Source organism: Paraburkholderia sp. BGA-UO-ETr-F21, from assembly GCF_059567925.1.
The window spans coordinates 1,136,226-1,150,531 of the sequence record NZ_JCAQOY010000040.1 but is presented as its reverse complement, the minus strand read 5'-3'; the positions used below and the strand labels follow the sequence as shown (position 1 = coordinate 1,150,531).

13 protein-coding genes are annotated in these 14,306 nt (G+C 63.0%); all 13 read right to left on the bottom strand.

Annotated features, from left to right (window positions below):
• Positions 1–12: 12 nt before the first annotated feature.
• A complete protein-coding gene (locus tag AC57B1_RS37570; RefSeq protein ID WP_091792944.1) occupies positions 13–603 on the bottom strand; it encodes a phosphoribosyltransferase in 591 nt (196 codons plus the stop codon).
• 3 nt (positions 604–606) lie between these two features.
• On the bottom strand, positions 607–1,953 hold the full coding sequence (locus AC57B1_RS37565; RefSeq protein ID WP_091792942.1) for an adenylosuccinate synthase: 1,347 nt from the start codon (positions 1,951–1,953) through the stop codon (positions 607–609).
• Positions 1,954–2,157: 204 nt separating this feature from the next.
• A complete protein-coding gene (locus AC57B1_RS37560; RefSeq protein WP_408347792.1) occupies positions 2,158–3,309 on the bottom strand; it encodes an ATP phosphoribosyltransferase regulatory subunit in 1,152 nt (383 codons plus the stop codon).
• A gap of 289 nt (positions 3,310–3,598) precedes the next feature.
• The gene (locus AC57B1_RS37555; RefSeq protein ID WP_012433522.1) at positions 3,599–3,790 is read right to left on the bottom strand and encodes a DUF2065 domain-containing protein; all 192 of its coding nucleotides are present in this window, start codon (positions 3,788–3,790) and stop codon (positions 3,599–3,601) included.
• Between the two features lie 44 nt (positions 3,791–3,834).
• A complete protein-coding gene (hflC, locus tag AC57B1_RS37550; RefSeq protein WP_408347789.1) occupies positions 3,835–4,737 on the bottom strand; it encodes a protease modulator HflC in 903 nt (300 codons plus the stop codon).
• 12 nt (positions 4,738–4,749) lie between these two features.
• Positions 4,750–6,138, bottom strand: coding sequence for an FtsH protease activity modulator HflK (gene hflK, locus AC57B1_RS37545; RefSeq protein WP_496420202.1), 1,389 nt, complete (start codon positions 6,136–6,138; stop codon positions 4,750–4,752).
• A gap of 49 nt (positions 6,139–6,187) precedes the next feature.
• Positions 6,188–7,402: a GTPase HflX gene (gene hflX / locus AC57B1_RS37540; protein WP_177204955.1), complete on the bottom strand. Its 1,215-nt coding sequence runs from the start codon at positions 7,400–7,402 to the stop codon at positions 6,188–6,190.
• A gap of 30 nt (positions 7,403–7,432) precedes the next feature.
• On the bottom strand, positions 7,433–7,669 hold the full coding sequence (gene hfq / locus AC57B1_RS37535) for an RNA chaperone Hfq (protein ID WP_006051315.1): 237 nt from the start codon (positions 7,667–7,669) through the stop codon (positions 7,433–7,435).
• 153 nt (positions 7,670–7,822) lie between these two features.
• Complete coding sequence (gene der / locus AC57B1_RS37530) at positions 7,823–9,160, bottom strand: ribosome biogenesis GTPase Der (RefSeq protein WP_091792934.1); 1,338 nt, start codon at positions 9,158–9,160, stop codon at positions 7,823–7,825.
• 447 nt (positions 9,161–9,607) lie between these two features.
• On the bottom strand, positions 9,608–10,753 hold the full coding sequence (bamB, locus tag AC57B1_RS37525; RefSeq protein WP_091792932.1) for an outer membrane protein assembly factor BamB: 1,146 nt from the start codon (positions 10,751–10,753) through the stop codon (positions 9,608–9,610).
• A gap of 86 nt (positions 10,754–10,839) precedes the next feature.
• The gene (locus tag AC57B1_RS37520; RefSeq protein WP_091792930.1) at positions 10,840–11,469 is read right to left on the bottom strand and encodes a YfgM family protein; all 630 of its coding nucleotides are present in this window, start codon (positions 11,467–11,469) and stop codon (positions 10,840–10,842) included.
• 78 nt (positions 11,470–11,547) lie between these two features.
• On the bottom strand, positions 11,548–12,888 hold the full coding sequence (gene hisS / locus AC57B1_RS37515; protein ID WP_091792928.1) for a histidine--tRNA ligase: 1,341 nt from the start codon (positions 12,886–12,888) through the stop codon (positions 11,548–11,550).
• A gap of 21 nt (positions 12,889–12,909) precedes the next feature.
• Positions 12,910–14,226: a flavodoxin-dependent (E)-4-hydroxy-3-methylbut-2-enyl-diphosphate synthase gene (gene ispG, locus AC57B1_RS37510; RefSeq protein WP_091792926.1), complete on the bottom strand. Its 1,317-nt coding sequence runs from the start codon at positions 14,224–14,226 to the stop codon at positions 12,910–12,912.
• Positions 14,227–14,306 lie beyond the last annotated feature (80 nt).

The window sequence follows — 14,306 nt, the reverse complement described above, 5'->3', positions numbered from 1 at the left end:
CCGACGTTCGCATCACTTCTCCGACGACTCCTGCGCTTGTGCCGTGCCACGCTTGATCCATGCGCCGAGGTTGTGCGGACGAACCGTGTCCCATTCCTCAAACGGCTGATGAATCCACGGATTGGTGGGCAGGTACTGCACGTGGTAGTCGGGCTTCACCTTCGAGCAGCCCTTGTACCAGAGCACCGCCGAACGCACCGCGGTGATCGCCGGATAACGCTCTTTCAGATGCTGCTGAACACGTGCGAGCGTCACGCCCGAATCCACCAGGTCATCGACCAGCAGCACGTTGCCGTGCAGTTCGCCACGCGTCATGGTGATGTATTGCGCGATATCGAGTTCGCCCTGCTCCGTGCCGGCCGCTTCACGATACGAACTCGTGGCAAGAATCGCCAGCGGCAGATCGTAAATGCGCGAGAGCTGATCGCCGACGCGCAAACCGCCGCGCGCGAGGCACAGGATCTTGTCGAATTTCCAGCCCGACTCGTGCACCTGCAACGCGAGCATTTCGATCAGCCGGTGATACTCGTCCCAGCCGACCCACAGGTTCTTGTCGTCGTTGCGCGGATCTTTCATCGCAATCATGGGTACACCTTGCACCATGGCTTAAACCTTGAATGGATGACGAAGCAGAATGGTTTCGTCGCGATCCGGACCGGTCGACACCATGTCGATCGGAATGCCCGCGACTTCCTGCACACGCGACAGATACGCACGCGCGTTCGCCGGCAGCTTGTCCCACTCCTTGATACCAACCGTGCTTTCCTTCCAGCCCGCGAACGTTTCGTATACCGGCACGCAGCGAGCGACTTCCGACGAACCACGCGGCAGCAGGTCGACATGCTGGCCGTCGACCGTGTAGCCGACGCACAGCTTCACTTCGTCCAGACCGTCGAGCACGTCGAGCTTGGTCATGCACAGACCCGACACGCCGTTGATCTGGATCGAGCGGCGCAGCGCGGCGACGTCGAGCCAGCCAGTGCGGCGCGGACGGCCGGTGACCGAGCCGAATTCCTTGCCGACGGTGGCCAGTTCGAGGCCGATCGCTTCCTGACGGGCGGCGTTGTCCGCGTCGTACAGTTCGCTCGGGAACGGGCCCGAGCCGACGCGCGTGCAATACGCCTTGGTGATGCCGAGAATGTAGTTCAGCTTTTGCGGACCGACGCCCGCGCCCGCCGTGGCTGCGCCGGCCACGCAGTTGCTCGACGTGACAAACGGATACGTGCCGTGGTCGATGTCGAGCAGCGTGCCTTGCGCGCCTTCGAACAGCAGGTTGCTGCCGTTAGCGTTCGCGTCGTACAGGCGGCGCGACACGTCCGTCACCATTGGCTTCAGACGGTCGGCATAGCTGAGCATCGTGTCGAGCGTTTGCTGGAAGTCGACAGCGGCGACACCCAGGTATTGCGTCAACACGAAGTTGTGATAGTCGAGGTTCTCACGCAGACGTTCGGCGAAGGTCTCCGGCTCGAACAGGTCCTGCACGCGCAAACCGCGGCGCGCCACCTTGTCTTCGTACGCCGGGCCGATGCCGCGGCCGGTCGTGCCGATCTTGCCCGCGCCACGGCGCGCTTCGCGGCCCTGGTCGATGGCGATGTGATACGGCAGGATCAGGGTGGTGGCTTCGGAAATGAAGAGTCGATTCTGAACATCGACCCCGGCGGCTTCGAGCTCGCCGATTTCCTTGAAGAGCGCTTCCGGCGACAACACGACGCCATTGCCGATGTAGCACGCGACGCCGGGATGCATGATGCCCGACGGAATCAGACGCAAGATGGTTTTCTTGCCGCCGATGATAAGCGTGTGACCGGCATTGTGACCGCCCTGGAAGCGAACGACGCCTTGAGCGTGGTCCGTCAGCCAGTCGACGATCTTGCCCTTGCCTTCATCACCCCACTGGGTCCCCACGACGACGACGTTACGCCCGGGGTTCACATTCACTGCGCTGGCAGACATGTTGTTTCGTAAGCTGGTTAAAAACGTATTCTACCTATGTTCGCGGAACCTTCCGAATTTTTCCGTTTCCGCTCAACGGTATGCACGTTATGTTGGGTATGGCGAAAGTAGCGCGGCCACTGGCCGCGCCCTGCTTCGGCGACACATTCGACGCCGTCTGACATGCCCTGAGGATCGCCCTCGGGCGGGTCTGCCGGAACGCGCTCAGGCGCGCGGTTCGACGACCCAATTACCGTTGCGCTCGACCAACACACGGTCGAACGCGAATTCGTCGAGATCGTGCTCATGGCCGGGCAGCGCCTGAATCACCACCTCGCCGGCATCTCGCAACGCGGCGACGCTCACGCGCAGCGCCTCGTCATGCTGCCACGGCGCGAGAATCGCGCTGCTGCGCGCTTCGACCGGTGAAATCCGCGCCACCTCGCGCAGATCGAGCGAAAAGCCCGTGGCCGCCCGTGCGCGGCCGTACGCTTGACCCACGTGGTCGTAACGGCCGCCGCGCGCTACTGCATTCGGCACGCCGTCCACATACGCCGAGAACATCACGCCGCTGTGATAAGCATAGCCGCGCAGATCGGCGAGATCGATCATCACTTCGGCGCCCTCCACCTGGCTCGCGAGGAACGCGAGATCGTCGAGCGCGCGGGCAATGGCCGGCATATTCGGCAAGCGCGCGCGGGCTTCGTCGAGCACGGACGCGTCGCCGTACAGCGTGGGCAGCGCGCGCAACGCGTCGCGAATCGCCGGCGTGAGGATCGCCGTGAGTTCGACGAGGCGCGGCACGTCTTTGCCCGCGAGCGCGTCGTAGAGCGACTGCCCGAGCTCGGCCGCGGCCGGTTCGGCTTCGATCAGCGCGGCGAGCACGCCGGCGTGGCACAGATCGAGGCGCACTTTCGCGAGGCCCGCCAGACGCAGTGCGTCGAGCATCAATTGCTGGATTTCCAGGTCCGCTTCGAGACCGGCGTGGCCGTAGATTTCCGCGCCGATCTGAATCTGCTCGCGCGTGGCGTGCAGGCCGCGCGGCCGCGTATGCGCGACGTTGCCCGCGTAGCAAAGGCGCGTCACGCCCTGGCGATTCAGCAGATGCGCGTCGATTCGCGCGACCTGCGGCGTAATGTCCGCGCGCAGACCAAGCGTGCGTCCCGACAGTTGATCGACGAGCTTGAAGGTGCGCAGATTCAGATCGTGACCGCCGCCCGTGAGCAGCGACTCGAGGTACTCGAGCAACGGCGGCATGACCATTTCGTAGCCGTACGAACGGAAACGGTCCAGCAAATGGCGCCGCAACTCTTCGATCTTGCGGGCTTCCGACGGCAGCACGTCGGCAATATTCTCGGGAAGTAACCAGGTCGACATCGATACAGTCCTACGACGTTGAACACGGCGTCTGGGTGCGCCGGTAAGTGAGTGTGAATGGCGGGCGGCGGCTCGATTTTGGCGGCTGTCGCGGGCGTTGCGCGGTCGTTGCGTGGTCGTTGCACGGTCTCTGCAATTACCTGCGGCGACCGCTTGCGGCTTTTGGCCGCTGGGCGCCGCACTACGCGGCGTTCAGAACTCTCAGGCACTGGCACGCAACGGCGCACATTTGCACTCGAGCGCGGGCAGCCTGCGCAGCCTGTCAGCCCGCCCGCAAAAGCAGGCGCCTTCAGGTCACGATAAACAGCAGGATCAGCCCGAGCACCATCACGATCAGGCCGCCCACACGAATCTGATGCGGCGGACGTTCCGCTATTTTACGGAACGTGTCGCTCCAGGCGCTCGGAAAAACGAAGGGAAACATGCCTTCGATAATCAGCATCAACGCGATCGCGAGCAGTAACGAGCCGGCTATATCCATGCGAATGAAGGTGCCGCGATGCGGATGCCGCGGCGCTCCGGTTATCAGTGTTTGCGCGGGACCGCGGGAGCGTCCGGGGCTGCGCCGCCGGTCGGGCTACGCATGAAGCGGAAGAACTCGCTGCTCGGGTCGACCACGATCACGTCGCCCGGCTTGAAGGTGTTCTTGTACGCCTGCATGCTTTGGTAGAACTGGTAGAACTGCGGGTCGGCGCCGTACGCTTCGGCGGCGATTTCCGCGGCCTTGGCATCGCCCTCGCCCTTGATGGTCTGCGCCTGACGATAACCGTCCGCGAGAACCGCCTGTTGCTGGCCGAGCGCGTCCTGCCGGATCTTGTCGGCCTCGGCCGTGCCCTTCGCACGTTCGTCGGCCGCGATCTGCTGGCGTGCGGCGATCATCCGTTTGTAGACGGAATCGGCCATCGACGCAGGGAAGTCGACACGCGTGAGTTGCACGTCGACCACCGACACGCCGAGCGACGCCGCGGCCTTGTCCATGGCGGCACGCGCTTCGTCGGCGACGGCCTGCTGACGGGCCAGCGCGTCGGACAGCGTGACCTTCGCGAACGCATCGCCGAGCGCGCTGCGCGACAGCAACGCGAGCCGGTCCGGCAGGCTCTGCGCATCTCCTCGCGTTTCGGCGAGCAGCTTGAGCGGATCGGTCACGCGGTATTTGACGACCGGGTTCGCCAGCAAATCGGTTTTATCGGACGTCACGTAGCGGTCTTCGTCCGGGGCGTCGAGCGACTGGATACGGTTATCGACCAGCGTGACCGTTTGCAACGGCGGCGGCAGTTTGACGTGCAAGCCGGGGCCGAGCAGGCTCGGCGCCTTGTCGCCATGCGACGACAGGACAGCCAGATGCCGCTGATCGACGACGAACACCATCGACGAAGCGGCAAACAGCACGATAACGATAGCGACGACGAGCGCAATGATCTTGTTCATGATGTGCGCTCCTTATTGAACGTCGTCTTCGCGCATACGGCTGCGGAAGGAGTCGCGTGAACGCAGCGCGTCGCTGCTGGCTGCGGCCTGGCTGGCGGGCGTGGCGACCGCCGCCGGCGCGGAGGCAGCGGTGCCGGTTGCTGAGGCAGACGGCGCGGCCGACGGCAACGCGGCAGCGCTCGCCGCTTGCGGCGCGGCAGCGGCCGCGGCGCCCGAAGCGGCAGCAGCCTCGGACACACGCTGGCGGGTCTGCTCGACCAGCTTGTCGAGCGGCAGATACAGCACGTTGCTGCCGCTCTTGCTATCCACAAACACCTTGGTCGTATTCGAATAGATCTGCTGCATGGTTTCCAGATACATGCGCTCGCGAATCACAGCAGGCGCTTTCGAGTACTGCGCGTAGACCTGCTTGAAGCGTTCGGCATCGCCTTGCGCCTGAGCCACCGTCTTGTCGCTGTACGTTTTCGCTTCGTCGATCTGGCGCGCCACGTCGGCTTGCGCGCGCGGCAACAGATCCGCGGCATAGGCCTCGGCATCGCGTTTCGCGCGCTCGTTTTCCTGACGGACTTTTGCGGCGTCGTCGAACGCGGCTTGCACCTGGCTGGGCGCCTGCACACCCTGGATCGTCACACCGGTCACGGCGAGTCCGGACTGATATTCATCCAGGGATTGCTGGATCGCCGCGACCAGTTGCTGGCGAATTGTTTCGCGATCCTGATAGAGAATGTCGTTGGTGCTGCGCGCGCCGACGATGCTGCGCACCGCCGCCTGAGCAGCCTGCATCACACCCTGATCGGGATCGACGCTGCGAAACAGGTAGTCGGTCGGCTTCTTCACCTGATACTGCACGGCGAAGCGCACGTCGACGATATCCGCGTCGTGCGTGAGCATCGACGCGTCTTTCACATTCGCGAGACGCACCACGTTGTTGCGGCCGATCTCAACCTGGCGGACCTGACCGATATTGACGAGCTCATGCGCTTCGAACGGATACGGCAGACGCCAGTGCACGCCCTGACCTGCCGTGTAGCGATACTTGCCGAACTGCATCACGACGCCGGCCTGGCCGTCCTGCACGACGAACACGCCGCTGCCGAGATAAATGGCCAGCAGCACGCCGATCACGATGCCCACGCCGATACGCGCGCCACGACCGTTGTCCGGCCGCCCGCCACCCGCGCCGCCACCCTTGCGACCGAACACGCGGCTCAAACGGCGGTTGAAATCGCGCCACATCTCGTCGAGATCGGGCGGGCCTTCACCGTCCTTGGTCGGTGGACGCTTGGGCTCGTTTGGACGTTGCCGCTCGCCATTGCCGTCCCCACGGCCCCAGCGCGGATCGTTCAGTGAAAGCATGGCGCGCATGCGCAGCCAGATACTCCGCTCGTTGTAATCGTTCACCTGTGTTCGTTCACCAGAGTAGACAGCGGGTCAGTGCAATTGGAACGGGTCAATGCCCGAGTTCTGGGACCTTGCGGTCGTCGCGTGGTGCTGCCGACCGGTCTTCTTCCGAGAGATCGACCAGCGTTTCGGGAAGAGGTTCGGCAGTAGCGATTTCAGCGATGGCAGCGCGCAGTGTGTCTAGCCCTTGCCCCGTGCGCGCGCTCAAAAAGACGCGCGAAATATTACCATACTCGTCCCTTTCAACCGCGTCCCCACGGGCCGCCAACTCCGGCACCGCGTCGATCTTGTTGAAGACGAGGACCTGCCGGATCGTGTCCGCACCGATTGCGTGCAACACCTCGTTGACCTGATCGATCTGGTCGAGCCGCACCGCGCTCGACGCGTCGACCACGTGCAGCAGCAGGTCGGCGTGAATCGTTTCTTCGAGCGTGGCGCGAAACGCCGCCACGAGCTGGTGGGGCAATTCGCGGATGAAACCGACCGTGTCGGACACCACCACCTGCCCCGCTTCGTCGCCGAGATAGACGCGCCGCGATGTCGTATCCAGCGTCGCGAACAACTGGTCGGCGGCGTACGCCTGAGCCTTGGTGAGCGCGTTGAAGAGCGTGGATTTGCCCGCGTTCGTGTAACCGACGAGCGACACGGACATGGTCTGATTGCGGCTGCGCGCGCGGCGCTGCGTGCCATGCTGACGGCGCAGTTTTTCGAGCCGCGTCTTGAGCGCCTTGATGCGCTCGCCGATCAAACGGCGGTCCGTTTCGAGCTGCGTTTCACCCGGGCCGCGCAAACCGATACCGCCTTTTTGCCGTTCCAGGTGAGTCCATGCGCGGATTAGCCGCGTGGACAGATACTGCAGTTGCGCGAGTTCCACCTGCAGCTTGCCTTCGTGGCTGCGGGCGCGTTGCGCAAAAATATCGAGGATCAGACTGGTGCGATCGATCACGCGCCGATTAAGCGCTTGCTCCAGATTGCGCTGCTGCGCAGGCGCCAAAGCGTGATTGAAAATGACGAGTTCGATGTCGTTCGCCTCACACGCAAGACGCAGCTCTTCGGCCTTGCCGCTGCCGACGAACATCTTCGCGTCGGGACTGGACCGGCGCCCGGTGAGGGTGACTAAGGGATTCGCGCCCGCGCTTTGCGCGAGCAGGCTGAGTTCTTCTAGGCTGGCTTCGAAATCGATCTTACCGAAGTCGATGCCGACAAGCGCTGCATTGATCAAATTGGAGGGTATCAAAATGAGGCGGCCGGAAGTAATCGCCAACGGGCGACGTTACGCCGGCCGCGACGGGGGTTAGGACTGTTCGGAATCCGGGTGGAAATTCACCGGGCGGGCTGGCACGACAGTCGAGATTGCGTGCTTGTAGACCATCTGGGTGACCGTATTCCGGAGCAACACGACGTACTGGTCGAACGATTCGATGTTCCCTTGAAGCTTGATGCCGTTGACCAGATAGATCGACACCGGCACATGCTCTTTACGCAGTGCGTTCAAAAACGGGTCTTGTAACAATTGCCCTTTGTTGCTCATAGCAAACTCCGTATTTTTTTGCAGGTTGACTTAATTGACGACGAAGAAAAAGAGATCCGCCGTCAACCGCTACACTATAGCCGATTTTCATTTTTGCGCGAGCGACCTGGCCAGGCGGCCAAAGCCAGCACACACGCGGGTTTCAGCCTGGATTTAGCCTTTATCCGCGTAAGGGTTCGTCGACGATCTGAACTCTATGCGCAATGGAGTCCCAGTCAGCTTGAAAGTTTCCCGGAAGCGGTTTTCGAGGTAGCGTTTGTACGTTTCGGTGATCGCGTCGAGCGCATTGCCGTGAATCACGATGATCGGCGGATTCTGTCCGCCCTGGTGCGCGTAACGAAGTTTCGGGCGCACCGGACCACGCCGGCGCGGCTGCTGGAATTCAACGGCATCGATCAGCGCGCGCGTGAGCTTCGGCGTCGGCAGCTTGGCCATGGCGGCTGCGTACGCGTCGTCCACCGAGCGCATCAATGGGCCGATTCCGGTTTTTTCCGCAGCGGAAATGAAATGGAATTTGGCGAAGTCGAGAAATTTTAGTTTGCGCTCGAGGTCGGCCTTGGTGCGCTCGCGCACATGCGGATCGAGCCCGTCCCACTTGTTCACGCCCACCACCAGCGCGCGGCCCTGCTCCACCACGAAGCCCGCAATGTGCGCGTCCTGCTCCGAGATGTCCTGGCGCGCGTCGAGCAACAGGATCACGACGTTCGCGTCGGAGATCGATTGCAGCGTCTTCACCACCGAGAATTTCTCGATCGCTTCGAACACTTTGCCGCGGCGGCGCAAGCCGGCGGTGTCGATCAGCGTGTACGGCTTGCCGCCGCGCTCGAAATCGACATAGATCGAATCGCGCGTGGTGCCGGGCATGTCGAACGCGATCACGCGCTCTTCGCCCACCAGCGCGTTGATCAAGGTCGACTTGCCGACATTGGGACGGCCGACGATCGCGATCTTCACGCCACGCGTTTCTTTCTCTTCGTCGCTTTCTTCCGGCTGACCGGCGTACGCGACTTCGAGTGCCTCGTTGATCATCTCCGTCACGCCGTCGCCGTGCGCCGCGGAAATCGCGCGCGGGTCGCCCAGACCGAGCTCGTAGAAGTCGGCGGCGACCGTGCTGTACTTCATGCCCTCGGCCTTGTTGACGACGAGGAAAATCGGCCGGCCGACCTTGCGCAGGTAGTCCGCAATCGACTTGTCCTGCGGCGCGAGGCCATTGCGACCGTCGACGATAAACACGACGATGTCCGATTCCTCGACCGCCTGGCGGGTTTGACGCGCCATTTCGTGCAGGATGCCGTCTTTCGCGACCGGCTCGAAACCGCCGGTATCGACGACCAGATACGGCCGGTCGCCGGCGCGCCCTTCGCCGTAATGGCGATCGCGAGTGAGACCGGGCAGGTCGGCAACCAGCGCATCACGCGTGCGCGTGAGACGGTTGAACAGCGTGGATTTCCCCACATTGGGGCGCCCGACGAGGGCAATAACGGGTTTCATCAGATGTTGTTCACGGTGAAACGCGGGATCGAAATCGACCGTCCGCGTAGCGACGCCATGCGGCCGCTACACGGCAGCGTTTGACGAAAATTATCACGAATTCGGCCAGCCCCGGATGTGCTGTCAATATGCGCACCCGGGCGGACGGGGGTTTGGCTGTATGGGGCGGCGCCAAGGGGCCGCCAGGTCTGGTCTTTCCTGCTCGACGGCTCGCACGCCAATTCGAATACGACGCTCCGCGATATTTGCGAAGATACCGCCGATGGTGGCGCCGCAAGCAGCCACCGATGGCCACGTGGGCCCGTGTGCCATGTCTGATCCGACTTGCCGGACCAGCCAGTCCGGCGCAATTCTTCTACTTACTCTGCCCTGCAACACATTCTTCTAAAACGCGTACGGCCGGCGAAGCCGGCCTGCACGCTCAACGGCGATTGCCTCCCCGCGCGATCAGCGCGGGCGGTAGCCGTACAGATCGCCGTCGTGCGTCAGCACCACCAGCGTCTCGCCGGCCAGCACCGGTGCAGCGGTAATCGGGCTGCCGTCGGTCTTCAGGCGGGCGACGAGGGTGCCGTCGTCGCGGGACAGGAAGTGCACGTACCCCTGGTAGTCGCCCAGCACCGCTGCGTGACCCAGAATGAACGGCACGCTCAGGTCGCGATTCTTCAGCTTGTCGTTCTTCCACAGCGGCGCGCCGCTGCTGACGTCGAACGCCGACACCACCGACCAGTCGTCCGCCGCCACCACGGCGCGGTCATCCTGCGCCAGACCGCTCGTGCTGGAAAACGCCTTTTCCCACACCGCGCGGCCCGAGTTCGCGTCGAAACAGCCAATCTGGCCCTGGAACGTTACGGCGCAGGTTTCCGAACCGACCAGCGTGGGCGGTCCGGTCACGTCGTTGATACGCTCCACTTCCGTCACGCCCTTCGGATAGGACACCGGCGTTTGCCAGTAGTTGTCGCCCGTCTGCAGGTTGATCGCGGCGAACGCACCACCCGGGAACCCGGCCAGCACGGCTGCGTCGCCCGCGAACGTCATGCCCGACGACACGCGCAGGTTGAGCGGCACCGCGCGGTTGCGGTAGTTCCACTTCTGCTCGCCGGTTTGCGCATTGAACGCGACGATCTGGCCGTCGACCGTACGCACCACCACGAGTCCGTTGCCGACGAGCGGCGGCGAAATGATTTCGCCCGGCGCCTTGGCGGTCCAGAGTTGCTTGCCGTCCGCCCCGAGCACGTACACGTCGCCCTTCAGGCCGCCGACAGCAGTGAGCGTGCCGTCGCTGCCGACACCTGCCGAGAGGTCGTCGTGCAGCTTGACACGCCACACGTCCTGCCCGGTTTGCGCGTCGATCTTCGCCACCGAACCGTTCGCGCCAGCCGCGTACACCGCATTGCCAACCGCCACCGGCGAGAACAGATAGCGGCCCGCCTTACCGACGCTCGCCTTCCAGGCCTGCTGCACGTCGAGCACGGGTTTGAACTCGGTGAGCGGCGTCGGCACGCGGCGCTCGTCTTTCGTGGATGAGCAAGCCGCCATGGTAAGGACGGTCATCGCACAGGCAACGGGCACAGCGTAACGTTTCAGCAGATTCATCGGTGGACGAAGCATTCAGGAAATTAGTTAAAGGAGACCGGTTGGTCGTTACACGCGGCGCCGATTATGGCGCTTACATGCGGCGATCAGCCGCCCAGCGCGTCCAGCTTGAACTGAATCAACTGGCGTGCCGAGCTATCGTTTTTCGACAGCGAGTCGAGCGCAAGCTTGTAGGCCGCCCGCGCATCGTCGCGCTTGCCTTGAGCGGCGAGCAGATCGCCGCGGCCATTCGCCACGATGCCTTTGAACGCGTCGGACTGAGGTTCGGCGAGCAGCGCCAGACCCTGGTCGTAGGCCTTGTCGTCGAGTAGCAGCGAAGCGAGGCGCAGTTTGGCGATCTGCTTGAACTCGTCGTCTTTCGCGTGATCGATGGTCCATTGCAACTGCGCCTTCGCTGCGGGTTCGTCGCCGGCGGCGTACAGCGCCTTGGCCGCGCCCAGCGCGGTCATCTGCGCATACGCAGTGCGGCTGAACCTGTCTTCCATGTCGGCGGCGACGCGAGTGATCTTCGCCTTGTCGCCCGATGCCACGGCTTGCTGCACCTGGTCATACAGCACGGCGGCTTCCGCCGCCTCGCGCCGTTGCCAGAAATTCCAGCCGTTCCAGCCGGCCGCCGCCACCAGTGCCACCAGCACGATCCATGTGGTTGCATTGCCCCACTGCGTCCACCATGCCTTCAGACTTTCAATCGATTCTTGTTCGTCGTGGTAACTCATTGCCCGGCGATTTCCTCTTTCTTGCTACGTGTGCGTGTCGAGCCTGATTGCAAACCAACCGGCTCGACGACATCGCGATCAGTCGTCGCCGTCTTCGGCGGTTGCAACCATCGCATTGATTAGAAATTCGGTCAAGTCTTCGGCGGGCACGTTATGTTGCTCGTTTTTACCGCCGTTAGCATTTGTATCGCGCAGCGGTTTCACGCCGACCGTGCCGTTGGCGATCTCATCTTCGCCGAGCACCACGGCGAAGGCCGCGCCGCTCGCGTCGGCACGCTTCATCTGCGATTTGAAGCTGGCCGTCTGACCGTCGGCGCTGCAATGCAGGATCACGTCGAGGCCCGTATCACGCAGACGCTCGGCGATGATGAAGGCCTGCTCACGCGCCGCGTCGCCCTGATGGACCACGTACACGTCACAACCTTCGTCTTCCGGCACGAGTTGCTCTTCTTTCAGCAGTTCGAGGATCCGCTCGACGCCCATTGCCCAGCCACATGCTCCCGTGGGCTTGCCGCCGAGTTGTTCGATCAACGGATCGTAACGGCCGCCGGCCGCAACCGTACCCTGAGCGCCGAGCTTGTCGGTCACCCATTCGAACACGGTCAGATTGTAGTAATCGAGACCGCGCACGAGGCGCGGATTGATCGTGAACGGAATGTTGTTCGCTTTCAGAATGCGCTGCAGACCTTCGAAGTGCGCGCGCGATTCTTCGCCGAGAAAATCGATCAGCTTAGGCGCGTTCTGCGCGACTTCCTGCATGGCCGGATTCTTCGTATCGAGCACGCGCAGCGGGTTCGTGTAGAGACGGCGCTTCGCCTCTTCGTCGAGCACGTCCATGTGCTTTTCGAGGTACGCGATCAGTTCGACGCGATGCGCCGCGCGTTCCTCGGCGAGGCCCAGCGAATTGAGTTCGAGCTTGATGCCCATCAACCCGAGATCGTCCCACAGCCGCTGGCACATCATGATGATTTCAGCGTCCGCGTCCGGACCGGCAAAGCCCAGCGCTTCCACGCCGACCTGATGGAACTGGCGATAGCGGCCGCGCTGCGGACGCTCGTGACGGAACATCGGGCCGATGTACCACAGGCGCTTCGGGCCGTCGTACAGCATGTTGTGTTCGATCGCCGCGCGCACCACCGCCGCCGTGTTCTCCGGGCGCATGGTCAGATTTTCACCGTTGAGCGCGTCGGTAAAGCTGTACATCTCTTTCTCGACGATGTCGGTCACTTCGCCGATGCCGCGCTTGAACAGCTGCGTATGCTCGATGATCGGCGTACGAATATTCTGGTATCCATACGAACGCAGCATCGACTTGACGGTCGTTTCGAAAAATTCCCACAGCCCGGCTTCCTGCGGAAGGATGTCGTTCATGCCCTTCACGCCGGACAGCTTGTCGAGCTTTTTCTTCTGTTCAGTCATCTGTATGTCGAGAGCCGATATTTAGTTGGCTACCGTGGCGCGGCCATAGCTGCGCTCAACGTAGTCACTCACGATTTGCTGGAATTCTTGCGCGATGTTATCGCCGCGCAACGTCTTCACTTTTTCGCCGTCGATGAACACCGGCGCGGCGGGATTTTCGCCCGAACCCGGCAGGCTGATACCGATGTTGGCCTGCTTCGACTCACCCGGACCGTTGACGATGCAGCCCATCACCGCGACGTGCATCTTCTCGACGCCAGGATATTGATCGCGCCACACCGGCATCTGCGTGCGCAAGTAGGTCTGGATTTGCGACGCCAGTTCCTGGAAAAGCGTGCTGGTGGTACGGCCGCAACCCGGGCACGCGATCACCATCGGCGTGAACGAGCGCAGACCCATGGTCTGCAGAATTTCCTGGCCGACGATCACCTCGCCGGTGCGCGATCCGCCCGGTTCCGGCGTCAGCGAAATACGGATCGTGTCGCCGATCCCCTGCTGCAACAGCACGGACAACGCCGCGGTCGATGCCACGATGCCTTTCGAGCCCATGCCCGCCTCGGTCAAGCCGAGATGCAGCGCGAAATCGCAACGGCGCGCCAGTTCACGGTACACGGCGATCAGATCCTGCACACCGCTGACCTTGCACGACAGAATGATCTGGTTGCGCGACAGGCCGAGTTCGACCGCCCGCTCCGCCGAGCCGATCGCCGACTGGATCAGCGCTTCGTACATCACGCTTTGTGCTTCCCACGGCGTGGAACGCGCCGCGTTCGCGTCCATCATCTTCGCGAGCAGATCCTGGTCGAGACTGCCCCAGTTGACACCGATACGGACCGGCTTGTCGTACTTCACCGCGGCTTCGATCATCTGCGCGAACTGCGTGTCGCGCTTCGCGCCGTGGCCCACGTTGCCCGGATTGATCCGGTACTTGGACAGCGCCTCTGCGCACGCGGGGTAATCGCGCAACAGCAAATGGCCGTTGTAGTGGAAGTCGCCGACGAGCGGCACCGACACGCCCATGCGGTCGAGCTGCTCGCGCACGGCCGGCACGGCCGCGGCCGCTTCCGGCGTGTTCACCGTGATACGCACCAGTTCCGAGCCGGCTTGCGCGAGCTCCTTGATCTGGATTGCGGTGCCGATGGCGTCCGCGGTATCCGTGTTGGTCATCGACTGGACGCGCACGGGCGCGTCGCCACCGATGGTGACGAGCTGGCCGCCCCAACGGACGTCGACCGCATGCGACTTGCGCCGCGCGGCCTGGCCGCCGAACACCGGCTCGTCGGAAATAATCTTGCTACCAGATTGGGATTGAGCTTCGGAATGCATCGAAAAACCCATTTACGCCGCATGCGCCACACAAAAGACGTGGCGCCTGAATTGAAAAAGCGCCGCGGACCGGTTGGCCGCGGCGCATACCG

Coding starts and splice junctions, on each gene's coding strand:
- hisS (WP_091792928.1), bottom strand. CDS start 12,888: ATGACTGAACAGAAGAAAAAGCTCGACAAGCTGTCCGGCGTGAAGGGC.
- AC57B1_RS37555 (WP_012433522.1), bottom strand. CDS start 3,790: ATGGATATAGCCGGCTCGTTACTGCTCGCGATCGCGTTGATGCTGATT.
- AC57B1_RS37520 (WP_091792930.1), bottom strand. CDS start 11,469: ATGAGTTACCACGACGAACAAGAATCGATTGAAAGTCTGAAGGCATGG.
- hflC (WP_408347789.1), bottom strand. CDS start 4,737: ATGAACAAGATCATTGCGCTCGTCGTCGCTATCGTTATCGTGCTGTTT.
- AC57B1_RS37570 (WP_091792944.1), bottom strand. CDS start 603: ATGGTGCAAGGTGTACCCATGATTGCGATGAAAGATCCGCGCAACGAC.
- bamB (WP_091792932.1), bottom strand. CDS start 10,753: ATGAATCTGCTGAAACGTTACGCTGTGCCCGTTGCCTGTGCGATGACC.
- der (WP_091792934.1), bottom strand. CDS start 9,160: ATGAAACCCGTTATTGCCCTCGTCGGGCGCCCCAATGTGGGGAAATCC.
- hfq (WP_006051315.1), bottom strand. CDS start 7,669: ATGAGCAACAAAGGGCAATTGTTACAAGACCCGTTTTTGAACGCACTG.
- AC57B1_RS37560 (WP_408347792.1), bottom strand. CDS start 3,309: ATGTCGACCTGGTTACTTCCCGAGAATATTGCCGACGTGCTGCCGTCG.
- ispG (WP_091792926.1), bottom strand. CDS start 14,226: ATGGGTTTTTCGATGCATTCCGAAGCTCAATCCCAATCTGGTAGCAAG.
- AC57B1_RS37565 (WP_091792942.1), bottom strand. CDS start 1,953: ATGTCTGCCAGCGCAGTGAATGTGAACCCCGGGCGTAACGTCGTCGTC.